Source organism: Roseateles chitinivorans (assembly GCF_050632145.1).
In the GTDB taxonomy this organism is placed as follows: Bacteria; Pseudomonadota; Gammaproteobacteria; order Burkholderiales; family Burkholderiaceae_C; genus Roseateles; species Roseateles chitinivorans_B.
In genome coordinates, this window is record NZ_CP192577.1 from 2,733,501 (window position 1) to 2,759,307 (window position 25,807).

28 protein-coding genes are annotated in these 25,807 nt (G+C 68.4%); 11 read left to right on the forward strand and 17 right to left on the reverse strand.

Features of this window, described 5'->3' with window-relative positions; all coding sequences use genetic code 11:
• Nucleotides 1–58 precede the first annotated feature (58 nt).
• The 3 genes from ACQ86G_RS12625 to ACQ86G_RS12635 are packed head-to-tail and all read right to left on the reverse strand — an operon-like array spanning nt 59 to nt 1,097.
• Nucleotides 59–511, reverse strand: a complete 453-nt coding sequence (locus ACQ86G_RS12625; RefSeq protein ID WP_431260870.1) for an SMI1/KNR4 family protein — start codon at nt 509–511, stop codon at nt 59–61.
• Entirely contained in the window at nt 508–939 is a 432-nt protein-coding gene (locus ACQ86G_RS12630) for a hypothetical protein (protein ID WP_431260871.1), read from the reverse strand. Before ACQ86G_RS12630 ends, ACQ86G_RS12625 begins: the two co-directional genes overlap by 4 nt.
• The gene (locus ACQ86G_RS12635) at nt 936–1,097 is read right to left on the reverse strand and encodes a hypothetical protein (protein ID WP_431260872.1); all 162 of its coding nucleotides are present in this window, start codon (nt 1,095–1,097) and stop codon (nt 936–938) included. The genes ACQ86G_RS12630 and ACQ86G_RS12635 overlap by 4 nt, the downstream gene beginning before the upstream one ends.
• 225 nt (nt 1,098–1,322) lie before the next feature.
• Here ACQ86G_RS12635 and ACQ86G_RS12640 point away from each other — a divergent pair, with 225 nt between their 5' ends.
• Entirely contained in the window at nt 1,323–2,480 is a 1,158-nt protein-coding gene (locus tag ACQ86G_RS12640; RefSeq protein WP_431260873.1) for an FAD-dependent oxidoreductase, read from the forward strand.
• Here the strand turns inward: ACQ86G_RS12640 and ACQ86G_RS12645 are convergent.
• The 5 genes from ACQ86G_RS12645 to ACQ86G_RS12665 form a co-directional block, all read right to left on the reverse strand.
• Complete coding sequence (locus tag ACQ86G_RS12645; RefSeq protein ID WP_431260874.1) at nt 2,399–3,154, reverse strand: hypothetical protein; 756 nt, start codon at nt 3,152–3,154, stop codon at nt 2,399–2,401. The two genes, ACQ86G_RS12640 and ACQ86G_RS12645, sit on opposite strands and share 82 nt — an antisense overlap.
• A 51-nt stretch (nt 3,155–3,205) precedes the next feature.
• Nucleotides 3,206–3,466: a hypothetical protein gene (locus tag ACQ86G_RS12650; protein WP_431260875.1), complete on the reverse strand. Its 261-nt coding sequence runs from the start codon at nt 3,464–3,466 to the stop codon at nt 3,206–3,208.
• Nucleotides 3,467–3,557: 91 nt separating this feature from the next.
• Entirely contained in the window at nt 3,558–4,193 is a 636-nt protein-coding gene (gene leuD / locus ACQ86G_RS12655) for a 3-isopropylmalate dehydratase small subunit (protein WP_431260876.1), read from the reverse strand.
• Nucleotides 4,190–5,653 (reverse strand): 3-isopropylmalate dehydratase large subunit, encoded by a 1,464-nt coding sequence (leuC, locus tag ACQ86G_RS12660; RefSeq protein ID WP_431260877.1) that lies wholly within the window; start codon nt 5,651–5,653, stop codon nt 4,190–4,192. Before leuC ends, leuD begins: the two co-directional genes overlap by 4 nt.
• The gene (locus ACQ86G_RS12665) at nt 5,650–6,597 is read right to left on the reverse strand and encodes an alpha/beta fold hydrolase (RefSeq protein WP_431260878.1); all 948 of its coding nucleotides are present in this window, start codon (nt 6,595–6,597) and stop codon (nt 5,650–5,652) included. Before ACQ86G_RS12665 ends, leuC begins: the two co-directional genes overlap by 4 nt.
• A 90-nt stretch (nt 6,598–6,687) precedes the next feature.
• Here ACQ86G_RS12665 and ACQ86G_RS12670 point away from each other — a divergent pair, with 90 nt between their 5' ends.
• The 6 genes from ACQ86G_RS12670 (at nt 6,688) to ACQ86G_RS12695 (ending at nt 13,282) form a co-directional block, all read left to right on the forward strand.
• Entirely contained in the window at nt 6,688–7,602 is a 915-nt protein-coding gene (locus ACQ86G_RS12670) for a LysR family transcriptional regulator (RefSeq protein WP_431260879.1), read from the forward strand.
• Between the two features lie 153 nt (nt 7,603–7,755).
• The gene (locus ACQ86G_RS12675; RefSeq protein ID WP_431260880.1) at nt 7,756–9,150 is read left to right on the forward strand and encodes a cytochrome ubiquinol oxidase subunit I; all 1,395 of its coding nucleotides are present in this window, start codon (nt 7,756–7,758) and stop codon (nt 9,148–9,150) included.
• The gene (locus ACQ86G_RS12680; protein ID WP_431260881.1) at nt 9,147–10,130 is read left to right on the forward strand and encodes a cytochrome d ubiquinol oxidase subunit II; all 984 of its coding nucleotides are present in this window, start codon (nt 9,147–9,149) and stop codon (nt 10,128–10,130) included. Before ACQ86G_RS12675 ends, ACQ86G_RS12680 begins: the two co-directional genes overlap by 4 nt.
• Before the next feature lie 153 nt (nt 10,131–10,283).
• A complete protein-coding gene (locus ACQ86G_RS12685) occupies nt 10,284–10,946 on the forward strand; it encodes an amino acid ABC transporter permease (protein ID WP_431260882.1) in 663 nt (220 codons plus the stop codon).
• A gap of 169 nt (nt 10,947–11,115) precedes the next feature.
• Nucleotides 11,116–12,228 (forward strand): IS481 family transposase, encoded by a 1,113-nt coding sequence (locus tag ACQ86G_RS12690; protein ID WP_431260883.1) that lies wholly within the window; start codon nt 11,116–11,118, stop codon nt 12,226–12,228.
• A 130-nt stretch (nt 12,229–12,358) separates the two neighbouring features.
• Nucleotides 12,359–13,282 (forward strand): DMT family transporter, encoded by a 924-nt coding sequence (locus ACQ86G_RS12695; RefSeq protein ID WP_431260884.1) that lies wholly within the window; start codon nt 12,359–12,361, stop codon nt 13,280–13,282.
• 78 nt (nt 13,283–13,360) lie between these two features.
• Here ACQ86G_RS12695 and ACQ86G_RS12700 read toward each other — a convergent pair whose 3' ends face one another.
• Nucleotides 13,361–13,579, reverse strand: coding sequence for a hypothetical protein (locus ACQ86G_RS12700; protein ID WP_431260885.1), 219 nt, complete (start codon nt 13,577–13,579; stop codon nt 13,361–13,363).
• 219 nt (nt 13,580–13,798) lie between these two features.
• Between ACQ86G_RS12700 and ACQ86G_RS12705 the strand changes: the two genes are divergently transcribed.
• A complete protein-coding gene (locus ACQ86G_RS12705) occupies nt 13,799–14,482 on the forward strand; it encodes an ion channel (RefSeq protein WP_431260886.1) in 684 nt (227 codons plus the stop codon).
• A 202-nt stretch (nt 14,483–14,684) separates the two neighbouring features.
• Complete coding sequence (locus ACQ86G_RS12710; protein ID WP_431260887.1) at nt 14,685–15,437, forward strand: MBL fold metallo-hydrolase; 753 nt, start codon at nt 14,685–14,687, stop codon at nt 15,435–15,437.
• Between the two features lie 79 nt (nt 15,438–15,516).
• Here the strand turns inward: ACQ86G_RS12710 and ACQ86G_RS12715 are convergent, their stop codons facing one another.
• From ACQ86G_RS12715 to ACQ86G_RS12750, 8 genes are all read right to left on the reverse strand, one after another.
• A complete protein-coding gene (locus tag ACQ86G_RS12715; RefSeq protein ID WP_431260888.1) occupies nt 15,517–15,855 on the reverse strand; it encodes a hypothetical protein in 339 nt (112 codons plus the stop codon).
• Nucleotides 15,852–16,616, reverse strand: coding sequence for a hypothetical protein (locus tag ACQ86G_RS12720; protein ID WP_431260889.1), 765 nt, complete (start codon nt 16,614–16,616; stop codon nt 15,852–15,854). Before ACQ86G_RS12720 ends, ACQ86G_RS12715 begins: the two co-directional genes overlap by 4 nt.
• A gap of 92 nt (nt 16,617–16,708) precedes the next feature.
• The gene (locus ACQ86G_RS12725; RefSeq protein WP_431260890.1) at nt 16,709–17,890 is read right to left on the reverse strand and encodes a glycerophosphodiester phosphodiesterase; all 1,182 of its coding nucleotides are present in this window, start codon (nt 17,888–17,890) and stop codon (nt 16,709–16,711) included.
• Nucleotides 17,891–18,037: 147 nt separating this feature from the next.
• Nucleotides 18,038–18,970, reverse strand: coding sequence for a DUF2145 domain-containing protein (locus ACQ86G_RS12730; protein WP_431260891.1), 933 nt, complete (start codon nt 18,968–18,970; stop codon nt 18,038–18,040).
• A 62-nt stretch (nt 18,971–19,032) separates the two neighbouring features.
• Nucleotides 19,033–19,527: a hypothetical protein gene (locus ACQ86G_RS12735; RefSeq protein ID WP_431260892.1), complete on the reverse strand. Its 495-nt coding sequence runs from the start codon at nt 19,525–19,527 to the stop codon at nt 19,033–19,035.
• An 82-nt stretch (nt 19,528–19,609) separates the two neighbouring features.
• A complete protein-coding gene (locus tag ACQ86G_RS12740; RefSeq protein WP_431260893.1) occupies nt 19,610–20,020 on the reverse strand; it encodes a hypothetical protein in 411 nt (136 codons plus the stop codon).
• Nucleotides 20,021–20,026: 6 nt separating this feature from the next.
• A complete protein-coding gene (locus ACQ86G_RS12745) occupies nt 20,027–20,593 on the reverse strand; it encodes a hypothetical protein (RefSeq protein ID WP_431260894.1) in 567 nt (188 codons plus the stop codon).
• 158 nt (nt 20,594–20,751) lie between these two features.
• Nucleotides 20,752–22,899 carry a CocE/NonD family hydrolase gene (locus ACQ86G_RS12750; protein ID WP_431260895.1) on the reverse strand — a complete coding sequence of 716 codons (2,148 nt, stop codon included), beginning with the start codon at nt 22,897–22,899 and terminating at the stop codon, nt 20,752–20,754.
• Nucleotides 22,900–23,273: 374 nt separating this feature from the next.
• Here ACQ86G_RS12750 and ACQ86G_RS12755 point away from each other — a divergent pair, with 374 nt between their 5' ends.
• On the forward strand, nt 23,274–23,687 hold the full coding sequence (locus ACQ86G_RS12755; RefSeq protein WP_431260896.1) for a response regulator: 414 nt from the start codon (nt 23,274–23,276) through the stop codon (nt 23,685–23,687).
• Nucleotides 23,688–23,753: 66 nt separating this feature from the next.
• On the forward strand, nt 23,754–25,664 hold the full coding sequence (locus ACQ86G_RS12760) for a diguanylate cyclase domain-containing protein (protein ID WP_431260897.1): 1,911 nt from the start codon (nt 23,754–23,756) through the stop codon (nt 25,662–25,664).
• Nucleotides 25,665–25,807: the final 143 nt, after the last annotated feature.

Consider the following 25,807-nt stretch of genomic DNA (forward strand, 5'->3'; position numbering starts at 1 on the left):
GGCCCCTTGAGGTCGAGGCTCGAAACAGTGAGTGCACAAGGGCCGACAACATCGGGGCTCACCAGGCATAGGGTGCGGTCTTCAAGGTGTCCATCCACGCGATGAGCTTGTAGTCTCGACGGACAAGTTCTTCCATGAAGCTCTGGAAGTGATCCGCCACGAACGCGAACGTGGACTCGAAGCGAGGGAAATAATAGACCCGTCCCATCGCGTCGACCGCATAGAAGCTTCCAAGGATGTCCTGGGCGAAGATGACGGCGCCAGTCAGTTCACCTGTCGAGATTCGCGTGAACCATCCTTCACGAAAGCTCAGCTCGTCTCCGAGGTCGCCGTAGCCCACGTGACCGAGCCACTCCAGCAACTGCGCCGGCAGGTCGGAGCCAACCGTCTGCTGCAGCGCCATCAGATCTTCGGAGGAGACCGCCGAGTAGCGGCGGAACACAGGAGCCTTTCGGAAAAGGCGCTGTTGACGAGCCTCCATGATTTTGACCGACAGTGTTCGGATGTTCATCGAATCTGGTCTCGTCCGATGGGCGCTTCAGGCAGACGGTCTCCTTTTGGCAGCATGCGCGTGATGTCCCGAATCGCTCCTGACCAGAGCCCGAAGTGTCCGCGATCCTGCATGGAGAACGTGCCTTCGACGAGGACATATCGTCCGTCGAACTCGCGCCGTTCCTGCGCGGACAGCCCCTCGACTTCCAGCCAGAGGCCGTTCTTCTGAATTCCCGCAGCTTCGTCGTCCCTGTGCAGATAGATCGCGTCGCCTTCAAATTCGAGGCGGACGAACCCAATGATCTGCACCCGCCTGCCGTCGAACCCCCAGGGTGTGGCGATCAGTTGAATCAGGGAGGCGCTGGGCGGCTGCTGCTTGGGCATCAGAAAGAGGCCGATCGCCGCAGCGACGGCCATGAGTGCGAAAAGTGCGATCCGAAGAATCATCCGGCGATCCACCATTTGCCGTTGTCGGCCAAGGAAGTGAGGAGGTGGTATGACATGGAGAACAGAGCCTTTACTGCTGTTGCGACGAGCCAGCGAGGATTCTGCCAACCCGCCAGCGGCGTGACCAACGTGCTGAACCGGCGCTGGTCTTTGGTCATTCCGCAGCTGCGGGGTCAGTCGTTGCTCCGTCATGTCCATCGCCCAGAGCTGCGCTTACCGGTGTGCGCTGGCGGGTTGTTCAAGAAGTCTGCGCCGCACGAAACAAAACGACTTGAAACGCAACCCAGGCCGGGCGGACCTCCCGCTACAACTGCGGTCCTGGCGCGGTGATGGGCCGAATGGGTCGGCCCATCACCCGCGCAGGATCAATGCATGGGTGGTGAATGATGTCGACGGCCGGAACGCAAACCGCAAGCCCCAACGAACGGTGCTTCGAAACAGCTGCACGCGGAGGCCGAGCCGCGCGCATCGCCATCGTCGGCGGTGGCCCCGGTGGGCTCACGCTCGCACGCATCCTGCATCTCAACGGCTTCGCCACCACGGTGTTCGAGCAGGAGTCCGATGCATCGGCACGCACGCAGGGCGGGTCATTGGACCTGCATCCTGACGGGGGGCAGTTGGCGCTCGCTCGGGCGGGTCTTCTGGAGGCGTTCCTCCAGTACGCCCGGCACGAGGATCAGGGCATGCGCGCCATGGAGCCGACCGGCAAGGTCCTGTTCGACCGGGTCGATGCGCATGGGGGAGATCGGCCGGAGATCGATCGCAAGCTGCTGCGCGACCTGCTGCTGCAGTCGCTTCCCGAAGGGATGGTGCGCTGGGATCGGAGGCTCGCATCGGTCGTACCCGTCGATGGCGGCTACACGCTTCGATTCGAGAACGGTGCGCAGGAGACCTTCGACCTGGTCGTCGGCGCGGACGGCGCCTGGTCGCGGGTCAGGCCATTGCTCTCGGCGGTCAGGCCGGCGTACACCGGCCTGACGTTCATCGAGATCGGCATCGACGACATCGATGAGCGATATCCGGCGCTCGCCGCGACGGTCGGCCATGGCATGTTGTCCGTCAAGGACGGGGAGCGGCGGCTTCTCGCGCAACGGAACGGCAACGGCCATGTGCGGATCTATGTGTCCCTGCGTCTGGACGAGCCGGAACTCGTCGATCGCCACATCGATCTCACGAGCCCGGCCGCTGCCCGGCGCGATCTGCTCCAGCGCTTCGAGGGCTGGTCGCCGCAGTTCCTGGACCTGATCCGCGTCTGCAATGACGAGATCGTCGCCAGGCCCATCTACGCATTGCCTGCCGACTTTGTCTGGTCGGGCCGTCCTGGCGTGACCCTGATCGGCGACGCGGCGCATGTGATGTCTCCCGCCGGCGGGCACGGCGTCAACATGGCGATGCTGGACGCCGCTGAACTGGCGAGGCATCTCGTCGGCAATGCCTCCGCCGACGAGGCCGTCCATGGCTACGAAACGGAGATGTTCGCGCGCATCGCGCCGCTTGCCGCCGAGGTGGCGCGGGGATGGGAGAACCACTTCAAACGCTGAGTGCGCTGCGCGACGGGCGCTCTGTCCGGCTGCCCCTCGTCCCGTTCCTGCGCAGGGGTGCCGCCGATCTCGCCAGGCAGGCTCCACGTCTTGAACAGCATGTAGGTGCCGTACAAGCCAGTCAGGCGTTCGTGCTCCTCCTCCTTCCAGGCCTTCTGGAGTTTTGCGACCATCACCGCCGCAGGTGCGGCCTGATCGGGCCGCAGATCCGAGGCCGCCGAGCACATCACCCGAAGCGTGCGCATTCGGGCAAGCGCACTCAGGATGTGGCGTTCGCTGTCGTTCTTGAAGTACATGGACAAGGCCACGCCAAAGGCCAGCGAGTACTTCAACAGGTCCAGGCCGTCGGGAACGACCTCGAAGAACTCCACGTAGTGCCGCACAAGGCCCTCCGTCGACGCCAGCATGTAGTGAGGATTGGCCTCGTTGGTCAACACGTCCCTGGTGAACCCCAGCACGCCCGCAACATAGAGTTCTGGCAATGCGCCTCCTGCCCCGGCGTCATCGGCATTGAAGATGGAGCTGCGAGAGTTCAGTGCGCGGAAATCCAGGTCCAACGGCTCCGGGTCCGCGAACGAATTCGCCAGCATGTACATCAGACGACAGAAATCGCTCGTTTCCGCGACAGCAACGGCGACCGGTCCGAGACCGCGTTCAAAGTCAGAGGGGTCCATGAAGTAGAAAGAGGCATGTTCCTCCGTGCCTCTGCCTGATCAAAGGATTGTTCAGATATGCCTGAATTTCCGAGACAGGTGGAACGGGTCCTTCACCAGTCGGGCAAGCAGCTCGGAGGAAGCGTTGCTCCGGGTTTGGTCTGCAGCATCGACCCCGCACTTGGCGAGCATCCGCGCTCGGCATTGCAGGTGAGAGGCCGCCAGCGTCTCGCACAGCTCCTTCGATTCGGACAGCATTCGTCCTGCCTCCAGCGCCATCGCTTCGAGCTGTTTGAAGTTGGGCAGATCGGACATCTTGGTCGGTTGAGGCATTCGTTCACTCCTTTCTGGAGAAATCAGAAACGATGAAGCAAATGCTAGTCCCGGCGAACGCGCCCGTCGATGACCTATCCCAGTAGAAACCTCACGGGGCCAGTCGTTGCCTCGCCACATCCTTCACCCAGGGCTGCGCCTCCCAATGCGCCTTGGCGAAGGCATCGATCCGCTCGCGGTAGGTCATCGACAGCCCGATCGCATCGAGCCCTTCCAGCAGCATCCGCTGATGTCGCGGCAGCATGTCGAAGCGCGCCTCGACGCCGCCGGCGCTGCGCAGCGTGAGCGTCTCCACGTCGATGGTGACGGCGTTGCCGGGCACCTGGTCCGCCTCGGCCATCAGCCGGAGCACGTCCGCCTCCGGCAGCGCGACCAGCAGCAGCCCGTTGCCCATCGCATTCGAATAGAAGATCTCGCCGAAGCCCGGCGCGACCACCGCGCGGATGCCTGCCTGCTGCAGGCCCCACACCGCGTGCTCGCGGCTGGAGCCGCAGCCGAAGTTGTTGCCGCCGAGCAGCACCGACACGCCGGCGTATTCCGGCCTGTTGAGGACGAAGTCCTCGCGCTCGCGACCGTCGGCGTCGAAGCGCAGGTCGTAGAGCAGCCCGTCGCGCAGGCCGTGCTTATCGATGCCGCGCAGGAACTGCTTGGGCATGATCTGGTCGGTGTCGAGGTTCTCGAGGCGCAGCGCCGCGGTGCGGCCTTCGACTTGGCGGACGGGGTTCATCGCGGGATCTCCTGGGCAGTGGCGGCGGGCGCCAGGCGGCGGACGTCGGTGAGGCGGCCGGTCACCGCGGCGGCCGCGGCCATCGCGGGGCTCATCAGGTGCGTGATCGCGCCGCGGCCCTGACGGCCCTCGAAGTTGCGGTTGGTCGTCGAAGCGCAGCGCACACCGTCGGCGAGCACGTCGTCGTTCATCGCCAGGCACATCGAACATCCCGGCTGACGCCATTCGAGCCCGGCATCGAGGAACACGCGGTCCAGGCCTTCCGCCTCCGCCATCGCGCGCACGGCGCCGGACCCCGGCACGACCATCGCGCGCACGCCTGGCGCGACGTGCCGGCCGCGCAGCACGGACGCGGCCGCGCGCAGGTCCTCGATGCGGCCGTTCGTGCAGGAGCCGATGAACACGTGCTGGATGGGCGTGCCTTCCAGCGCCGCACCGCCGTCGAGTCGGGCGTAGCGCAGCGCGCGCTCGGCGCTCGCGCGCGCAGGGCCTTCGTCCATGCGCGAGGGATCAGGGATCGCCGCATCGATCGCGGCCACCTGGTCGGGACTCGTGCCCCAGGTGACCTGCGGCGCGACCTCGGCGGCATCGAAGCGGTGTTCGATGTCGAAGGCTGCGCCTTCGTCGCTGTGCAGCGTCGCCCAGTGGGCGAGGGCGGGTGATCGCCATTCGCCGGCCAGGTCGGGACAGCGGGCGAGCACGTAATCGATCGCCGTCGCGTCCGGCGCGATCAGCGCGCCGCGCGCGCCGGCCTCGACCGCCATGTTGCACAGCGTGAAGCGGGCCTCGACCGACAGCGCGGTGATCGCTTCGCCGCAGAACTCGACGACGTAGCCGCGCGCGCCCTGGGCGCCGATGCGGCCGATGATCGCGAGGATCAGGTCCTTCGACGTCGTGCCGACCGGCAGCGCGCCGTCCACGCGGATGCGCATGTCCTTCGCGACGCGGTAGACCAGCGTCTGCGTCGCCAGCACGTGCTCCACCTCGGTGGTGCCGATGCCGAAACCCAACGCCCCCAGCGCGCCGTAGGTCGTCGTGTGGCTGTCGCCGCAGATGACGACCATGCCGGGGCGGATCATCCCGTGCTCCGGCGCCACCACGTGCTCGATGCCCTGCAGGGCGTCGGTGGTGTCGAACAGCCGGATGCCGTGACGGTCGCAGTTGGCTTTCAGGTTGGTCGCCTGCAGCGCCGACGGCTTGTCGGCGATCACGCGAAGCTTGGGCGCGACCGGATGCGTCGGGATGATGTGGCTCACCACCGCCACGTTCTGGCCCGGCATGGGCACGCCGCGGCCCTGCTCGTGCAGGCCGGTGAAGGCCTGCGGGCTGGTGTACTCGTTCATCAGGTGCAGGTCGCAGAACAGCAGCACGTTCTGTTCGTCGAGCCCCGTCACCGTGTGGCTGTCGACGAGCTTTCGATACAGGGTGCGCGGTGCGGCACCCGTGAGCGTGGCGGTCATGGCTGGCTCTCCTTGAAGAATGGAAGCACGCGATCGAGCAGTGGCTCCGGCGCCTCCTCGGGGATGTAGTGGCCGCAGGGCAGCGCCTCGCCGCGCACGTCGTCGGCGACGCCACGCCACAGGCTCAGCGGCTCGAAGCAGCGATGGACGACGCCTTCGCGGCCCCACAGCGCGAGCAGCGGCACCCGCAGCCGACGGCCGGCGGCGCGGTCCTCGCGGTCGTGGTCCAGGTCGATGCCGGCGCTGGCGCGGTAGTCCTCGCACAGGCCGTGCGCGGTGCCGGGCAGCGCCAGGCAGCGCTTGTACTCGGCCAGCGCACGCGGGTCGAAGGGCGCGAGGCCCGCGCTGCGGCGGCCCATGACGTCGCGGATGTAGGCGCCGGGGTCGGCCTCGATGAGGCGCTCCGGCAGCGGCGCCGGCTGGATCAGGAAGAACCAGTGCCAGTAGGCGCGCGCGAAGGCGACATTGGTGCCTTCGTACATGTCCAGCGTCGGCGCGATGTCCAGCAACGCGAGTCGTCGCACCGCGGCCGGCGCATCCATCGCCAGGCGGTGCGCGACACGTCCGCCACGGTCGTGCGCCAGCACGTCGAAGCGCTCGTGGCCGAGCTGGCGCATCACGCTCAGCATGTCGGCGGCCATGGTGCGCTTGCTGTAGGCCGCGTGGTCGTTGGGCACCGAGGGCGACTGCAACGCCTCGGGCACCTCCGGCTTCGACGAATCGCCGTAGCCGCGGAGGTCGGCCGCGATGACGGTGAAGTGCTCGGCCAGCGTCGGCGCGACCTTGTGCCAGATCGCGCGCGTCTGCGGATGGCCGTGGAGCAGCAGCAGCGCAGGTCCGGTGCCGCCCATCGTGAGATGGATGCGGACGCCGTCGGCCGTGGGCAGGCTCAGATGCTCGAAGCCGGGGTACAGCGCATCGAGTCCGTGGGAAGCAGCGGGCATGGGAAGACTCCTCGTTGGTCCCGATTCTGGAAGTGAATGCAGGGCACATAATTTCCGCTTCGGCAGTTCTTTCGTTCCGGAGGTTCATCAATGGACGGTTTCTCCGATCTGGCCTTCTTCGCGCTGCTGGTGAAGCAGGGCAGCCTGGCCGCCGCGGCGCAGCAGCTCGGCGTGACGCCGCCGGCGGTCAGCAAGCGGCTGGCGGCGATCGAGCGCCGGCTCGGCGTGCGGTTGCTGCAGCGGACCACCCGCCGCATCGGCCTGACGCCCGAGGGCGAGACCTACCTCGTCGACGGCGCGCGCGTGCTGGAGGACCTGGAGGCGCTGGAGCGCACCGTGGCCGGCAGCCGCGCGGCGCCCAAGGGACTGCTGCGCGTGGCGGCGAGCTTCGGCTTCGGGCGCAAGCATGTGGCGCCGGCGCTGTCGAAGTTCGCGCGCCAGTTTCCGGATGTCGAGGTGCAGCTCGAGTTGACGGATCGGCCGGTCAACCTGATCGAGCAGGGGATCGATCTGGAGGTCCATGTCGGCGAGCCGCCCGACGCGCGGCTCACGGCCCGGCTGCTGGCGCGCAACCGGCGGGTGCTGTGCGCGTCGCCCGCGTACCTCAAGCGCGCCGGCGAGCCCGGCACGCCGCGCGAGCTGGCGCGACATGCCTGCCTCTTCATCCGCGAGAGCGACGAGACCTTCGGCACCTGGCACCTTCAGCAGGGGGCGCGCAAGGAGACGGTCAAGGTGCGCGGGCCGCTGGCCGCGAACGATGGCGAGAGCGTGCTCGCGTGGGGGCTCGACGGGCACGGCGTGCTGATGCGCTCGTTCTGGGAAGCCGCGCCGATGCTGCGATCGGGCCGTCTGCGGCCGGTGCTGGCCGAGTGGTCGATGCCGCCGGCCGACATCCACCTGATCTATCCGCCGCGCGCGCAGCTGTCGGCGAAGACGCGGGCGCTCGTCGACTTCCTGCTGGAGCGCTTCGAGCCCAACCGTGAGGGTGACGACGGCGGGTGGTGATCAACGGCCGCTGGCCCTCACCCCCGCCCTCTCCCGCAAGCGGGAGAGGGGCAAGCAGGGCAATTTGTCCTAGGGCAATCCGTCCTTGGACAGCTTGTCCTAGGACGATCTGTCCCTTCCGCGAACAGGCCGCTTTCGCAACACTTCGCGGCCATGGACACCCTGATCCTCGCGCGCCTGCAGTTCGCGCTCAACATCACCTTCCACATCCTCTTCCCGACGATCACGATCGCGCTGGGCTGGCTCGTGCTCTTCATGCTCTGGCGATGGCGGCGCACCGGTGAATCGCCGTGGCTCGCCGCCTACCAGTTCTGGACCAAGGTCTTCGCGCTCAGCTTCGCGCTCGGCGTCGTCAGCGGCGTGACGATGAGCTTCCAGTTCGGCACCAACTGGCCGGGCTTCATGGAACGCGCCGGCAACATCGCCGGACCGCTGCTCGGCTACGAGGTCCTCACCGCCTTCTTCCTCGAGGCCGGCTTCCTCGGGATCATGCTGTTCGGGCGCGAACGCGTCAGCCCGCGCGTCCACTTCATCGCCACGGCGACGGTGGCCTTCGGCACGACGCTCAGCGCGTTCTGGATCCTCAGCCTCAACTCCTGGATGCAGACGCCCACCGGCTACGAAATCCGCGACGGCGTGATGCATGCCGTCGACTGGTGGGCCATCGTCTTCAACCCGTCCTTCCCGTACCGGCTGACCCACAAGCTGCTCGCGTCGGGACTGACGGCCGCCTTCCTGCTGGCCGGCGTCAGCGCCTGGCAGATGCTCAAGGGCAGCGGGAAGCCGGAGACGCGGCGCGTGATGCGGCTCGGCCTGACGCTGGGCGCGGTGCTGATCCCGCTGCAGATCGTCGCGGGCGACCTGCACGGCCTCAACACGCTGAAGCACCAGCCCGCCAAGATCGCCGCGATGGAAGGCGTGTGGACCACCGAACGCGGCGCACCGCTGCTGCTCTTCGCGCTGCCCGACGAGCACGCGAAGGAGAACCGCTTCGCCGTCGGCGTGCCGCGCCTGGCGAGCCTGATCCTCACCCACGACATCGACGGCGAGATCCGCGGCCTGGATGAATTCGACGGCGCGCATCCGCCGGTCCGGCCGCTCTTCTTCGGCTTCCGCGTGATGGTGGGCATGGGCGTGCTCATGCTGGTCTTCGCATGGGGCGGATGGTGGCTGTTCCGGCGCTCGGGCTGGCAGCGGCTGCCGCGCGCCTGGCTCTGGGGACTCTCGTTCATGAGCTTCTCCGGCTGGATCGCCACCGTCGCCGGCTGGTACGTCACCGAGATCGGCCGCCAGCCCTTCATCGTCTACGGCGTGCTGCGGACCCAGGAGGTCGCCGCGAACAACCCGGGATCGATGATCGCGGCCTCGCTGGCCGGCTACGCGACGGTCTACCTCGCGCTGCTGATCGCCTACATCGCCGCGATCAAGCGCATGGCCGAGAAATCTGCCTCCGCCCCTGACGTCGGGACTGCGCCGGCAGGAACACCAGGATCGCCCGGATGGCCGCGTCCCATCGCCGCGCCGGTGATCTCGAGGAGCTTCTCATGAGCGCGCTGCCGGTGATCTTCATGGCCCTGATGGCGCTGTCGCTGCTGATCTACGTGGTGCTGGACGGCTACGACCTCGGCGTCGGCATGCTGTCCGCGACGGCGCAGGAGGGCGACCGCGACCGCATGGTCGCGTCCATCGGGCCCTTCTGGGACGCCAACGAGACCTGGCTGGTGCTGGCCGTCGGCCTGCTGCTGATCGCCTTCCCGAGGGCGCAGGGCGTGGTGCTCACCGCGCTCTACGTGCCGGTGGTGCTGATGCTGCTCGGGCTGATCCTGCGCGGCGCCGCCTTCGACTTCCGCGCCAAGGGCGACCCGGCGCACAAGCGATGGTGGGACGCGGCCTTCGCGGGCGGATCCGCGCTCGCGTCACTGACGCAAGGGTGGATGCTCGGCCGGTACGTGACCGGCTTCGAGGACGGCATCGCGGCTCAGGCCTTCGCCGCAGGCACCGCGGTCGCGCTGACGGCTTGCTATCTGCTGCTGGGTGCCGGATGGCTGCTGATCAAGTCGGAAGGAGACCTGCAGCGCCGCGCGGTCGCCTGGGCGAAGGGCATGTGGCCGGCGGTCGTCGCGGGATTGCTGGTCGTGTCGGTGGCATCGCCCTGGCTGAATGCGACCGTGCGGGCACGCTGGTTCGACATGCCCGGCCTGATCGCCCTGGCGCCGTTGCCGCTGATCGCGCTGCTCGCACTCGCGGCGCTGCGCGGGATGCTCAACTCGCACCGCGTACTGGGCAAGCTGAGCTGGGCGCCGTTCGCGCTGATGGTGGTGGTGCTCACGCTGAGCTTCTTCGGACTCTCCTTCAGCCTCTATCCCTTCGTCGTCATCGACAGGATCACGATCTGGGACGCCGCTGCGGCGGACGAATCGCTGCGCTTCCTGCTGATCGGCGCGGCGCTGACGATGCCGGTGATCCTCGCGTACTCGGTGTTCTCGTACCGCGTGTTCAGCGGCAAGGTGCGCGCTCTCGCGTACTGAGCGAACGCCCGGCTCTCACTGGGGCCGGAGTGATCCTTGGGGTTCGCGGACGCGATGCCCCATGGGTCGCGGAGAGCCCGCGCTTGGCGACGGAAGTCCAGGAGATGGCAACATGCCGCCTTCCGCTGAGAAGCGAGCCATTCCAAGAACTCCATGGACTTCCACTCCCTGCTCTCCCTGGCCGAGCTGGCCTGGCCGGTGCTGTTGAAGGGCACCGGCTACACGCTGCTGTTCGCGGTGATGGCGATGATCTTCGGCCTGCCGCTGGCGGCGGTGATCACCTTGGTGCGGGTGCTGAAGCTGCCGGTGGTGGACCGGGTGATGGCGGTCTACGTCAGCGCGATGCGCGGTACGCCGCTGCTGGTGCAGGTCTTCATCGTCTATTACGGCCTGCCGAGCATCGGCATCGAGTTCTCCCCGCTGGTGGCGGGCGTGCTGACGCTGACCTTGAACGTCGCCGCCTACATGAGCGAGACCTTGCGCGGCTCGATCGCCGCGGTGGCGCAGGGGCAGTGGCTGGCGGGCACGTCGCTGGGCCTGAGCCGTCCGCAGACGCTGCGTTTCGTGGTCGGCCCGCAGGCGCTTCGCGCCGCCGTGCCCAGCCTGTCCAACAGCCTGATCTCGCTGATCAAGGACACCTCGCTGGTGTCGGTGATCGCCGTGACCGAGCTGATGCTCGCGACCAAGGAGGTCATCTCGACGACCTTCCAGCCGTTCCCGCTCTACGTGGCCGCGGCGCTGATCTACTGGGTGCTGAGCTTCGCGTTCGAGCAGGTGCAGAAGTGGATGGAGAAGCGGCTCGCCTATCCGCATTGATCCGGCACCGTCGATCCCTTTGAAGGCCGCGTGACTGCCTGGACCCCGCGCGCTTCGCGCGCCCCTCACCCCCGCCCTCTCCCGCAAGCTGTATGGACCGAGGACATGGGTAACAGGTGTGCCAGGACATGGGTGACACTTTTCCCGCCTAGTCAGCGGGAGGACGAAGTTGCCCTGGAGCCAAGTCACCGTGAAGGATCAAAGAGAGGAATTCGTTCGGCTGGCCCGACAGCCTGGCGCCAATATCAGCGAGCTATGTCGACGCAGCGGCATCAGCCGTAAGACGGGCTACAAGTGGCTCAGCCGAGTCGATCTTGAGGATCGATCTCGGCGACCACGAACCTCACCGACCCGTACACCCGAACAGCTGCAAGCTCAGGTGCTTGCAGTGCGGGCCGAATGTCCGGCTTGGGGTGCTCGCAAGATCGCGCATGTGCTGGGGCGCGATCATGGCGTGCACATAGCGGCCAGCACGGCCAACTGGGTGCTGCGCCGCAACGGCCTGATCGACCCGGCAGCAAGCCAGGCCGCAACGGCATGGCAGCGCTTCGAGCACGAGACGCCTAATGCGCTGTGGCAAATGGACTTCAAGGGCCACTTCGCCACCGACGCCCAGCGCTGTCACCCGCTGACCGTGCTGGACGATCACTCGCGCTTCAACATCGTCCTGCAAGCGCTGGGCAATGAGCGGCTCGAGTCCGTGCAGCCCGTGCTGCAGCGCGCCTTCGAGCGCTATGGGCTGCCTGAGCGCATCAACGCCGACAACGGCCCGCCCTGGGGTTCGCCTACGCGCGGCGCGCTCACCGAGCTGGAGGTGTGGCTGATTCGGCTGGGCGTGCGCTTGAGCCACAGCCGACCGATGCATCCGCAGACCAACGGCAAAGACGAACGATTCCATCGCACGCTGAAGGCCGAGCTACTAGCCAGTCGGCACTTCAAGGACCTGAGCGATGCCCAGCGCTACTTCAGCCAGTGGCGCCATCTCTACAACTCCAAACGGCCTCATTGCGCACTGGGCATGGGCACGCCAGCCAGCCGCTACGTGGCTAGCCCGCGCTCAATGCCAAGCTCACTGGAGCCCGTCGAATACGGCGATGGCGTCATCGTGCGCCGGGTCGGATACGGTGGACGGATCCAGTTCAAGGGCAATACCTACCGCGTTGGCAGAGGTCTCATCGGCCAACCTGTGGCCCTACGACCTCACTTGGATCTCGATGGCAGCTTCGATGTCTTCTTCTGCCACCAAAAGGTACGCATGATTGAGCTGTGCCAGGCTGACTAACCTGGACCTGACCTGTTACCCATGTCCTGGCACACCTGTCACCCATGTCCTCGGTCCATACAGCAAGCGGGAGAGGGGGCAAGAACCGATAAGCCTCACTGAGCCCGCCCGTCCTGTTGTTCCCGCACTGATGACCACCTCCGTCGCCGTTTCCCCCTCGCTTCTGTCCGTTCATCTGCGGCTCGTCGGCATGGCCGTGCTCTGGGGCGCGTCCTGGCCCATGGGCCGCGTGCTCGCGCAGACCATGCCGCCGCTGGCCGCCGCGGCATGCCGCTTCGTTTTCGCGGGCGCGATCCTGATGTTGTGGCTCGCCAAGACCGGCCGGCTGGCTGCCTTGCGCGACTGGGGCGCGAAGCGCTGGGCGGGCATGGGGCTCGCCGCGAGCTTCGGCGTCTTCGGCTACGCGACCTTCTTCATGAGCGGGCTGCAGCATGTGCCCGCCGGCAAGGGCGCGCTGGTGATCACGCTGAATCCGGTGATCACGCTGCTGCTGGCGGCGTGGATCTTCCACGAGCGCCTGAACAAGCGGATCGGGCTGGGCATGGCGATGGCCGCGGTCGGCGCCGCCATCGTGATCACCAAGGGCGAGCCCTGGCACGTCCTCGACGGGCGCGTCGGGATCGGCGAAGTGCTGCTGCTGGGGTGTGTCGCGTGCTGGGTCGCCTACACGCTGATCGGGCGCAAGGTGATGGCCGGCGTCGACGCGCTGACGACCACGGCCGTCACGGCGGCGATCGGCGCAGTGATGCTGCTGGTGCTGACGCTGGTCGTCGACGGGACGGCGGGGGTGGCCGGCGTGCTGGCCGCGCCGCGCAACGCCTGGCTGTGCATGGCCGGGATCGTCGTCGGCTCCACGGCGCTGGCCTACGCGTGGTACTTCGACGGCGTCAAGGCGCTGGGCGCCGGCGCGGCGGCCGGCTACATCACGCTGGTGCCGGTGTTCGGCGTCGTCTTCGCGGCGCTGGGGCTGGGCGAGGTCATCGACGCTTCGCTGGTCGTCGGCGGCACGATGGCGATCGCCGGCACGGCGTTGATGAACCTCGGCCGGCGCTGAGGCCGCCAGGGACGGCAGGACCGGCCAGGACCCTCGTCCGGCCGGTGACCGCGCTGGCTGGCGTTCCTGTTTGCGTGCTTACTTTCGTGCGCCGCCCAGCAGCATGACGCCGCCCACCGCGATGGCGGCGATGCCGGCCCACAGCGGGACGTTGACGCGCTTGGTCTCCTCGACCTTGAGTTCGATCGGGCCGACCTTGGCGGCGGTGTTTTCCTTGGTGTACGAGAACCCGCCGTAGACCAGGCCCAGCACGCCCGCGACGATCAGGATCACCGCGATCAATCGAATGCCACCCATGACGTCCTCCAGTGTTTGCGATGTGATGTTGAGTTGAATGCGCCCCGGCCGTCGCCTCGCATGTCGTACGGTGTCGGGGTGGCTCATTGAAGCGCCTCGGCGATCCGGCGCGCGTAGGACGACGCCGCGTCCGCGCGTCGGGCGGCTCCTGGCGCGGTCTCACGCGGTCGGCGTCATCGACCTCGTCCCGGATCGGTCCCTGGCGGTGAGAATGCGCCGATGCGTTTCCTCCGAGTCCTCGTCCTGACGCGGCGCCATCCGTCCGCGATCCTGCTGCTCGTGCAACTGCTGGGGCTGGTGCTGTACCCGCTGCTGGAAGGGAGCCGCTCGGCGCCGCTGGCGCTGGGGGCGTTCGGCATCGTCGTGCTGATCTTCACGACACGCATGGTGCGCAGCACGCCGGGGCTGACCTGGCTGAGCGTGACGATCGCGCTGCCGGCGGTCGCGCTCCTGCTGCTGCAGGCGTTCTGGCACATGGAGCAGCTGCTGCCGTGGTCCTCGGCGCTGGAGGCGCTGTTCTACTTCTATGCCGCCGGGAGCCTGATCTCCTACATGATGAGCGACTGGCACGCGACGACGGACGAGCTGTATGCCGCCGGCGCGACCTTCACGCTGCTGGCGTGGGGATTCGCGCATGTGTTCGTGGTGGTGCAGGCGCTGCATCCCGGCAGCTTCGCGGCGGCGGTGGATCCGCAGTCGCCGCGGACCTGGACGGAGTTGATGTTCCTCAGCTTCGCGCTGCTGTCGAGCACCGGCATCGGCGATGTCATCCCGGTGAAGCCGCTCGCGCGGGCGATGACGACGATCGAGATGTTCGTCGGGGTGATGTACCTCGCGGCCGTGGTGTCGCGGCTGATCGGGCTGACGCTGATCCAGCATCGGAAACTGTCCGACCTCGATTGAGGCGGAGTCCTCGCTGTACCGACTCCCTCTCCCGCTTGCGGGAGAGGGCCGGGGTGAGGGCCAGCGGCGGTGGCAGTGATGAAGTCCTCTGCGAATTGTCAAAGTCCGCGATCCATGCGGGCCGACTGCGCACAGCGGGTACCGAGCTGCCACCTATCGTCGCCGCCTTTCACAACGATCCACAGTGATCAGGGAGGCGGTCATGCCGATGGAACTCTTCAACGGCGGCGGCCATCGCTGCCTGATGTTCAGCGACTTCGGGCACGGGGACGGCGTGCAGGCGAACCAGTTCCTGATCGTCGACGGCAGCACCGGCGCGGTGATCGATCCCGGCGGCAATCTCGCCTACAACGACCTGTACCTGGGGATGACGAGCTGCTTCCCGCCGCACCGGCTGTCGGCGATCCTGGCCTCGCACGCGGACCCGGACATCATCGCGTCGCTGGACCGGTGGATGACGGCGACGGCGGCACCGGTCTACATCTCGGCGATCTGGGAACGCTTCGTCCCGCACTTCTGCAAGCCCGGCAAGACGGCGGGCCGCGTGATCGGCATCCCGGACCGCGGCACGCGCATCGCTGTCGGCGCCAGCGAGCTGGTCGCGCTGCCGGCGCACTTCATGCACTCGGAAGGCAACTTCCAGTTCTGGGACGCGGCGAGCGGCATCCTGTTCTCGGGTGACCTGGGCGTGTCCATCGGCGTCGATCCGTCGCAGCCGATCGCGGAGCTGGGGCCGCACATCGCGTCGATGTCGGCCTTCCACCGGCGCTACATGGTCAGCGGCAAGGTGCTGAAGCTGTGGGCGGAGATGGTGCGGCCGCTGCCGATCCGCATGATCGTGCCGCAGCACGGCGCGCCGCTGGTCGGCGACGCGGTGCGGCAGTTCATCGACTGGGTGGGGACGATCAGCTGCGGGATCGATCTGGTGACGCAGCGGGATTACGTGATGCCCTGAGCGCGATGCCGCGAGCGCGGCGCGGTGAACGCGATGCCTCAGCGGCGATGTCGCGAGCCTGTCGAGGCAGGCGAGGGTCCTAGTGCTTCGTCGGCGGGTCTTCCCGCTTCAGCAGCTTGTCGACGCCGGTCGTGTCGACCACGCGGATGGTCAGGTCCTTGGCCCAGTTGAGGCCCTTCTTCGCGGCACCCATCGCCTGGTTGGCCGCGTCCGCCGTGGTGTGGCGGACCTGCTCGGCCGAGGGCAGCTGCTGCTGCGTCCAGTCCGCCGTCTTGCGTGCCGCGTCCCAGGCCTGCGTGGCGGCGGTGGCCGTCGTGACGCGGACCTGGTCGGCGCTCGGCAGCCGCTGCTGCGTCCAGTCGGCGGTGTCGACCAGCACGGTACGCACCTGTCCGGCGGCGGCACCGGCCAGCGTCACGGTCTGGTTCCAGCGCTTGGAGAGTTCCCCGGCGGCGCCGTCGCGAGCAGGCGCACGACCGTCTCCAGCGACGCGGTCTCCTCGGGCGTCAGCGGGCCGCCGGCCTCGAGCATGCCGCGCATGAAGACGCCGAGGTCCTTGGCGATCGTGGCGTGGTTGCAGTCGGGGTTCAGGTGGAGGAAGCCGGCGCCCTCGACGGCCATGGCCTCGAGTTCGCTGCCGGCCAGCCGCGCCTCGACGGCGGCGACGGACTGCTCGACGAAGGCGCGGTTCAGGCCCCAGTCGGCGATCAGGTGGTCGATCAGGTACTGCCGCTCGGCCGGCTCGATGGCGCCGTCGACGGCGGCCAGGCGCAGCGAGAGCGGTGCGATCAGGTCGAACAGCGCCAGGCCCAGCGTGTCCAGCGGCGTGTTGAGGTACTTGGGGATCTCGATGACGCGCTCGCCCTTGGTCGAGCTGAGCAGGCGGTACATGCCGTAGCAGGCGCCGCCGGACGCGAGCGCGGCGAAGGCGACCCAGCCGACCGGCGTGGCGGACGCGCCCAGCAGCGATGCCACCATGCCGGTCTTGGCCACGGCCGCGCCGGCGCCCGCGGCGCCGAGCACGTCCCACACCTCGCGGCCGCGGCTGATCATGCGCAGCGAGGCGTAGGCGGCCTCGCCGATGGCGAGCTTGGCCTTGAAGCGCAGCGGGTCGGCGACGACCTGGTCGACGCCCTTCAGTTCCGGCGCAGGCAGCAGTAGGGGAGCGGAGGCGGGCATGGGGAAGGCTCCAGTCGGATGGGGAGAGTCTAGCGAAGTGACATGACCCCCTTCCGACAGGCACCTCCGGATGTGCCCGCACCCTGACGGCCTCAGCGCTTCACGTACGCATCGATCGCCTTGCGCGCCAGGAAGGACTGGTCGCTGAACAGGCCGTCCATGCCGAGCTTCAGGAAGGCGTCGATCTGGCCGGCCAGGTTGCCGATCGCGGCCGGATCGGCGCTGCTGTCGAAGTCGTCGGGCAGGAAGACGTTCTCCGCGCGGAAGGTCCAGCCGTGCACGATCAGGCCGGCGGCGTGGGCGTCCTTGACCAGCGTCGTCGGCGTCCCCAGGCGGCCCGCGACCAGCGGGATCATCAGGCTGGTGTTCGCGCCGATGCCCTGCGCGTAGCCGGCGATCTCGGCCAGGCCGGCCGGCTTCACCAGGTCGGCGTAGGTGCGGGGGTCGCCGCTCGCCGTGAAGTCGTAGGGCTGGCCCGAGCCGTTGATCAGCTGCACCAGCGGCACGCGCGTCATGCGGTTCAGCTTGCGCAGGTTGCCGACCTCGAAGGACTGGATGAAGACCGCCGCCTCCGCGCCGCGGTAGCCGTACTTGTTGAGCAGGCGGACCAGCGGCTCCTCCAGCGGCTTGCCGATGCCGGCGAAGTAGGTCGGGTGCTTGGTCTCGGGATACACGCCGATCGGCCTGACCTTGCGGCCTTGCCCGCCATGACCACCGCGTCCATCCTTGCCGGCCTCTTCCTGGCGGCGCTCGTTGGCCTGCTGGACCAGCTGCAGCACCTCCTCGAAGGTGGGCACCTCGAACATGTCGTTGAAGCGCGTGTTGGCCGGGCGGATCTGCGGGATGCGTTCGCGGGCGCGCAGCGTCTTGAGCTCGGCCAGCGTGAAGTCCTCGGTGAACCAGCCCGTGATCGCGACGCCGTCGATGGACTTCGTCGCCTTGCGGGCCGCGAACTCGGGCCGCTCGGCGACGTCGGTCGTCGCTTCGCGCACCGAGCCGTCGGCGTTCAGGATCGCGATGGCGTTCTCGTGGCGCGCGACCAGCACGCCGTCCTTGGTCAGTACCAGGTCGGGCTCGACGTAGTCGGCGCCTTGCTCGATCGCCAGCCAGTAGGCGGCGAGCGTGTGCTCGGGGACGTAGCCGCTGGCGCCGCGGTGCGCGATCAGCAGCGGCTCCTTGGCGCGCGACGGGGGTTGATGGCCATGGGCGCAGGCGGCGGTCGCCAGCGAGGCGGCGGTGACGGTGGCGAGGACAGCAGTGCGAAGCAGCTTCATCGGATGTCTCCTTCGGTCGATCGTCGAATGGACGGGGCGCCGGCAGCGTAGGCCCCCACCGATGAAGTTTTGATGATCCGCAATGGGGAGCGAGTCCCTTGAAACAGGTCTTACACGCCGCCGGAGGGGCGATGCCGACGGCCCCGCTCAGGACGCGAGCGGCAGGACCTCGTCGCCCTCGGCGGCGCGGCAGTCGGTCGGGAGCGGGTCCCAGCCCCGGCGCACGACGATCGTCGAGCCGGTGGCGCAGAACTCGACGCGTTGCGCGTCCGGCACGCGCCGATGCGCGAAGGCTTCGAGCGCCGCCGGTGTGGAGACCTTCAGGCGCATCGCGTAGAGGTCGTCGATCGGGTGATCGTCGCTGTGGATCAGCGGCACGAACTGGGCCGCGAACATGACCGCGTGGGAAGGAACCACGACAGGCGACGGGTCGTAGCCAAGCGTCCTCAACCACTGCTGCGCCTGCCGGCGTGTCGGCGGGTCGTCCTCCGCAGGCGCAGCGCCGTCGGTGCGCGGGGCCCAGGCGAAGCCCATCATCTCCGCGACCCATTGGTTGCAGTTCTGATAGCGCGTGCCGAAGGCATAGGCGCTGGCGCTGTAGCGCGACGTCAGCAACGCGAGCGAGCGCCGGTTGTCCAGCACGCTGTCGGCGAGTCGTGCGCCGGCGCTCCCGGGCAGCGTGACGATCGAGAGCCGGATCGGCTCGGTGCGCCCGGCGCTCAGCAGGAAGCCGGCGAGGCCCTGGTCGTAGAGCTTCGCCTGGGATTCGTCGCAGGCGTAGTAGAGCTGCCGCACCGACCACGGGCTGTTGCGGCTGTCCTTCAGCGCGATGCCGCTGTGGGAGTACTGCAGATGGAAACGGCTCAGGTCGGTGCCGGAGCGCGAGACCAGCGCGGCGGAGGCTCCGCTCGCTTCCAGCACCCGCCGCGCGAATGCGACGACCTGGAGCTGGCGGTCCTGCTCGGTGGCGCTGACTTCGTTGCCGCGATCGCAGAAGGTGGCGGCATGCGCCACGGAGGCGACGGCGAGCACCGCCATCGCGACGGCACTCGATGCCAGCATGACGAACGCGCGGCGCATGAGCGCCTCGACCGATGTGGCAGGCCTCGCCGCGTGGACCCCGGTGCGGGGTCCGGCGAGATTCACAGCGTTACCGGATGCGATTCGAGCTCGCGGTGCCAGTCGTCATGCAGCGCGAGCAGGAAGGCCTGCTTGTTCTCGGCACGGGCGAACTCGTAGCCGTAGTCGCGCTTCTGCGCCAGCACGTGGTCGCCGACGCGCAGCGGCTGGCCGGCGATGGCCTGCTTCGGGACGTAGAGGAAGAATTCGGTGCCGCCTTCGGCGCGGACCGGCTGCAAGCGCAGGCGTTGCGTGTCGGCGCGGCCGGCAGCGTCCTCGACGGCGAGGACCTTGTACTCGCCCTCGGCGACCTTGCGGTCCTTGCTGGAGCTGTCGCTGGACTGGCCGATCGAGTCGGACAGCTGACGCGAGGACACCGAGCCGGCGCTGGAGGCCGAGGTGGCGATGCTCTCGGCCTGCGCCGGCAGCGCGGCGAAGCCTGCGAGCGCGACAAGGGTCGTAGCGGCGGCGGGAACGAGGGAGAAGCGGGAGAAAATGCGGGAAGGGCTGTGGCGCATAAAACCGTCCATGTGCAGGTCAGTCCGGTCGCGACGGGCGGGCGGACGGCGCAAGCATAGGGGATGCGCTGCTCCCTTGTGGTTACTGAGCGCATGCCTCCCGAGACTCCGCGCAGGTCGCGAAGGTTTTCCTGACATCGTCGAACTGCGCTTCCAGCATCGTGTTGTCGAACGGTAGTTTCAGCTTGTAGTCGGCGTGGATTCGTCGCTCGCGTTGCTTGCGCATCAATTGGCCGAGTGCCAGCGCGTGCTGTGCGATGTGCTCGTCCCACAGAGGATTCGGCGCCTCGAGGACATCGATCAGCCTGGCATGGACGCTCCCCGATTCAGGCACCCGAGCGGGCGTCGGTAGATGGCTCACCCATGCCCTGCATCGGTGATAGGCGGCGAAATACGCACGGGATGCCGCGGCTCGGCGCCGAGCCTCCGAGGGGATCCCGGTGCTCAACGCCTCTGCATCCCTCCGAATGTCCCGGCTGGTGATGGCAGTCATGGCTCGTTACTCCTCATCCTCATCGTCATCGACCGTCGAGTCCGTGAATGCGATCCCATGCCTTGGCTGATGTGGATGGATGGAACGGAATGCAATGACAAAGCTTGCCTTTCGCGCATAGCAACGGATCGTCGCCTCCATGAGTTCGTGTCCGAGGTCATAGGCGCGGCCACTGTCCGTATCCACGCTGAAGTCGACGTGCATCAGCAACTCGCCTCCCTCGTCCCGGAGGTGACTGATAGCCGCAGGACCGGGGCACAGACGGACCGAGTTCTTCCACAGCACGCCAAGCGCAAGCCTGACTTCAAGGTACGCGTCCATGCAGGGGCGCCTGCCCGCTTCGAACAACTCGCAGAACAGATCACGAATTTCCAGCCAGTCGATAGATTCCCCTTGCGGCGCGGGGATCTGTCCGACCACGTAGGGGTGCGTCCTCTCCGGATACCTCAGCAGGTGGAGCAGTGAATCGATTCCATCGAGCCAGGGCGGCTGATGAAGGTCGCTTTGCCGGGTCAATGGCCCCTCGGCCTGCGGCGGGCTCCAGATCTCGGCCTCACGCAACAGTGCACTCATCTCGTCATCCTTTCCCGGCGATCAATTCACCACGAATGACGCTTAGTTTGAGCAGGAGCGGCGAAAGAATCACTCCCTCGGAAGAGCGCTTCGGCAGGGGATACCGATGCGAGTAGGTCAATCCCCCGACGAATGCAGATGAGGGTGGAGGCGCGGGGTCAGGCATTGCCTGCCTGCCCCGCTCGTTTCACGACAGCACGATCGGCGTGGAACTCAGTTGAGTTCCCCGCCGGCACCACCGGCAGCACGAGGCTCGACGGCCGCAGCGGTCCGGCATGGATCGTCGTCACGTTGCCGTTGGCCTGCTGCTGCAGCGGCGTCGGCCAGATCCCCTGCGCCTGGTTGCTCGCGCTGACCGCGATGCGCAGCCGGTGCCCCGCGCGGACCAGTGCCGCGACCGGGAAGACCTCCACCGGCACCAGCATCGGCTCGTTGGCCACCACCGGCAGCGTCGCGCCGGCGGTGAACGGATGCCAGGGCTGGATCATCGTGCCGTTGACGAAGCGCGAGCGGCTGGTGTCCACCGCGCGGTGCGCCGCCGACATCAGCCCGTGCGTCAACGGCTTGACCGCGCCGGTCGACGGATCGACGTCGTCGATGCGCACCGACAGCGCCGCCTGCGGGCGCGAGGCCGAGATCCACAGGTCCGCCTGGATCGGACCGTTCAGGTAGAGGTCCTGCGCCAGCGGCGCGGTCTCGTAGACGGCCGCGCCTTGCAGCGACTCGACCTGGGCGCTGTCCGAGTAGCACGGCTTGGGCAGCAGCCCCGCCAGGCCCAGCGTCCACTGCACCTGGCTCGCCGAGCAGTCGCTGTGATCGCGGATCTGCACGCTGGCGGTGAAGATCGTGCCCAGCACCGTGCCGCGCGTGGCCGTCGGCGCCGGCGGCTCCGACACGGTCCGTCCGGCGGCGACCGCCGGGATGCTCGAGGCCAGGCTCCCGTCGGGCTGCAGGTACCAGCGCTGCGGCGCCATCTTCGGATGCGGCCAGTCGCTCGCGGTCGCGAACCGCGGCGTGCCGCCGCTGCCGTAGCCGTCGACGAACTGCGTCACCGTCGGCAGCGTGTCGGCCCCGGCCGGACGCCCCTTCAGGTACTGGTCGAACCACTGCAGCAGCAGCGAGGTCGTGCTCGGCGGTCCGTACGACGGCGCGCCGCCGAAGCCGAGGATCCCGGTCGCCACCGACGCCAGGTGCGAGCCCGGCAGGATCGCGAGCTTCGCCGTCGCGTTGCGCTTGATCTGCTCGTACAGCAGCGGCTGGTCGCGCTGGAAGATGTCCAGCGACGCCCCGACGATGAAGGTCGGCACACGGATCCGTCCCGCGCTCTCCACCGGCGATCGGCCGGCCCAGAACGAGCCGTCGTCGGTCGCGATGCCGCTCGCGTTGCCGACGAAACCGTCGAAGGTCGGCGCGTACCAGGTGTCGATCGCCGCCACGTGGTCGCCGGTGGCCGCGTTGATCTGGCTCGCGTACCAGGGGTTGAGCAGCAGCTCCGGCGCGTTGGCCACGCTCAGCGATTGCGTCAGCGGCAGCCAGGTGCTCAGGAACTGCGCGTTGAACAGGCCGCCCGTCGCCGCGACGCCGCGGTAGGCGTCGCCCATCGGCACCGTCGCGAACGCGGCCTTCACCGCCGGATGCTGCTGCCCGGCGGTCAGCAGCGCGCTGATGCCGAGGTAGGAGGTCCCCGCCACGCCGATGTTGCCGTTGAAGAAGGACTGCCGCGTCACCCACTCGACCGCCTCGCGGTAGGCCTGCTGCTCCTCGGTCCCGATCAGCTGCGTGACGCCGCCGCTCATGCCGGTCCCGTGCGCGTCGATCGCGACCGTCACGTAGCCGCGGCGCACCATGAACTGGTCGAGGCCGCCGATCAGCAGCGTGTTGCCGCCGGCCGGCGTGAACACGCCCAGGAACTGGCCGACGTCGATCCGGTAGGCGGTCTGCGTCAGCACGACGGGATAACGGCCGGACTTCGGGAAGCCCAGGAAGTCCGCCGGCATCGACACCAGCACCGCCAGCTGCTTGCCCGACGAGAGCCGGATGAACTGCAGCGGCAGCGTGACCGCGCGGGGATGGTCGGGGCCGCGGCTGTAGGCCGTGGCCGGCCAGGTCGTGCCCGCGTTGGCGGTGACGGCGGGATTGGGCGCCGCCAGCGTGCCGCGCGTGCCCAGCGTCGTGGTCTGCGCGAGCGCGCCGAGCGCGACGAACGCGCTGCCGGCGGCCAGCGCCGCGATCAGCGTCCGGCAGCGGGCACGGCGTGAACGCCAGGGGCGGGAGGTGCCGCGCGGCGTCGGAAGGGCCAGGGTCATGTCTTGTCTCCAGGTCCCGAGGGTCGGGTGGTCGCTGAGCGACTCTGTGGGGCATGAGGGGGCGACTATGCCGGGCCGCGGCGGGCATGGCACGGGGGAAATCAGGAGGCCGATGGGTATGCGGCTTGCCGCCGCCGACGCCCGCGCGGACCGGACGCCGTCCGATTCCGGATCATGGAAACGGCCCCCCACGATGCGGACGTCCCGCCGGAGAGCGCGCAGGATGTCACGCCCGCGCCGTCCGGCGATGTCGGGTTCCAGCGTCCCGACGCGCCTGTAGGTCAAGTCCCTACAGCAGCTGCGGCAGGCGACGCTCATCGCCAGTGGGAGCCGCTGGATGGCGGCGGCGGCGCTCTGCGACGACGATGACATCCATGAACATCGCCGTCATCGAAGACAACGTCCCCGTCCGTCAACTCCTGGTCCGCCGCGCCCAGAAGCTCGACGGCATCACGGTCGTCGCCCAGGCCTCCGGCGAGGACGAGGCCGTGGATGCCGTCATGGCCACCACGCCCGACGTCGTGCTGCTCGACCTGAACCTGTCGCAGGGCACCGGCCTGTCGGTGCTGTCCCGCCTGCGCGACAGCGACTACGCGGGCCGCGTCTTCGTGCTCAGCGCCGAGGACGCCCGTACCCATGCCGCCCCGTGCCGACGCGTCGGCGCGGACGGTTTCTACGACAAGGCATTCGATTTCGAACAGCTGCTCGCCGACCTGCAGGACCTCTGCCGGCGCGGCGCCGCCAATACCCCGTTGCGTGACGGCCCGCGTGCCGTCGCCAACGGCTGAGTTCCCGAGCCACGAACCGGCGACGACAGACCGGAACGCTCGCACCCACCGACCGGAGGACCCGCCATGAAGCCCACGATGACACTGCCCCGGCTGCCGTTCCCGCTGCCGACGCTGTCCTGGGCGCCGCGCGGGCCCATGGCCTCCTGGCTGCTGCTCGGCAACCTGCTGATGATCGTGGCGCTGGCCGCGATGACCGCGCTCAGCCTCTGGAACCACCGCCAGACCGAGACCGATCGCGCCCGCGACGTCGTCGAGAACCTGGCGCAGAACATCGCCGTCGAGGTCGGCGCCGAGCTGCGCAACACCGACAACGCGCTGGCCACGATCGCGCTGCGTTTCCGCAGCGCCCCGCGGTCGGCGGACCAGAGCGCCATGGTCGCCCGGCTGATCGACGAACAGCGCGGCCTGCTCCCGCAGGTCGCCGCGCTGCGCGTGACCGACGTCCACGGCACCGTGACGACCGGCCTGATGCCGGGCGAGCGGCCCTTCAACGTCGGCGACCGCGCCTATTTCGCGCAGGCGCGGCAGACCGACACGATGGTGATCTCCGAGCCGCTGAACAGCCGCGCGCAGAACCACTGGTGCATCATCCTGGCGCGCCGCCTGATCGACCACGAGGGCAACTTCGACGGCATCGTCTACGCCGTGGTCACCGCCCAGCACTTCGTCGACCGCTTCAGCGGCGTCGCGCTCGGCCCCTCGGGCGCGGTCTCGCTGCGCTCCGACGGGCTGAACCTCGTGGCGCGCTACTCGGCCAGCGAGCCGAGCTCGACCAAGGGATTCGGCACGAAGTCGCTGTCCGAGCAGGCCGTGCGTTCGCTGGCGCAGAACCGGGAACGCGGCGTCTACATCACGCCCACGGCGATCGACCGCGTCGAGCGCGTCACCGCCTACCGCAAGGTGCCGGGCTACGCGATGACGCTGTTCACCGGCATGAGCAGCCACTACTTCCTGGCCGGATGGCGGGGGCAGGTCGTGCAGCAGTCGCTGCTGGCGGCGCTGGTCGCGCTGGCCGTGGCGGCCGCTTCGGCGCTGATCTTCCGCATCCACCGCCGCGAGCGCCGCGCCAAGGATGCGCTGCAGCAGCTGGCGCGCGAACAGGACGCGATGCTGCGCAACGACCTGATCGGCATGGTCCGCATCCGCGACAGTCACGCGCTGTGGGGCAACCCGGCGATGGAGCGCATGTTCGGCTCCCCGGCGGGCGGCATGGTCGGCCTGCCGGCGCAGACCCTGTTCCTCAGCCCGCAGGAGCACGCCCGCGTCCGCGAGGCCAGCCTGGCGACGATGCGCTCGGGCGGCCGGTTCCACACCCAGCTGCGCATGCGCCGGCTGGACGGCGCCGAGTTCTGGGTCGACCTGCACGGCACGGTGCTGTCGGAGAACGAATCGATGTGGATGCTCGTCGACATCGACAGCCTCAAGCGCAGCGAGGAGCAGGCGCAGCACCTGGCGCTGCGCGACGTGCTGACCGGGTTGCCCAACCGTCGCCTGTTCGAGGAGAAGGTCGGCGACGCCATCAACAACGCGCGCCGCAACGGCCGCGGCTTCGCGGTCTGCTACCTGGACCTGGACGGCTTCAAGGCGATCAACGACCAGCACGGCCACGAGGCCGGCGACGAGGTCCTGACCGACATCGCGCAACGCCTGCAGGACCTGGTGCGCAGCAACGACGTCGTCGCGCGCCTGGGCGGCGACGAGTTCGCGATCCTGCTCTCCGGCGTCAACCGGCCGGAGGATGTCGAGCAGACGCTGCAGCGCTGCCTGTTCTCCATCCAGCGCCGCATCACGCTGGACAGCGGCGAGAAGGTCTCGGTCGGCGCCAGCATCGGCGCCGTGATCGGCGGCGGCGGCGACGCCTGCCGCGAGCTGCTGCACGCGGCCGACGAAGCGATGTACGCCGTCAAGCGCACCGGCAAGGGCCAGATCCAGATCGCCGGGCACGTGCACTCCGAATGGGCCGTGGCCGCCTGACCCGGGACGTGCCCCTGCAACGGGTGACAGCGCCGGAGGGGCGGGCGACTGCCGTATCGCCGGATTCAACTTCGGTGCAGGATTCGCCGATGTGTTGGGAAGCACCCCGGCGGGAGGTCGGCTGACGGCCGGCCCCGGGCCGG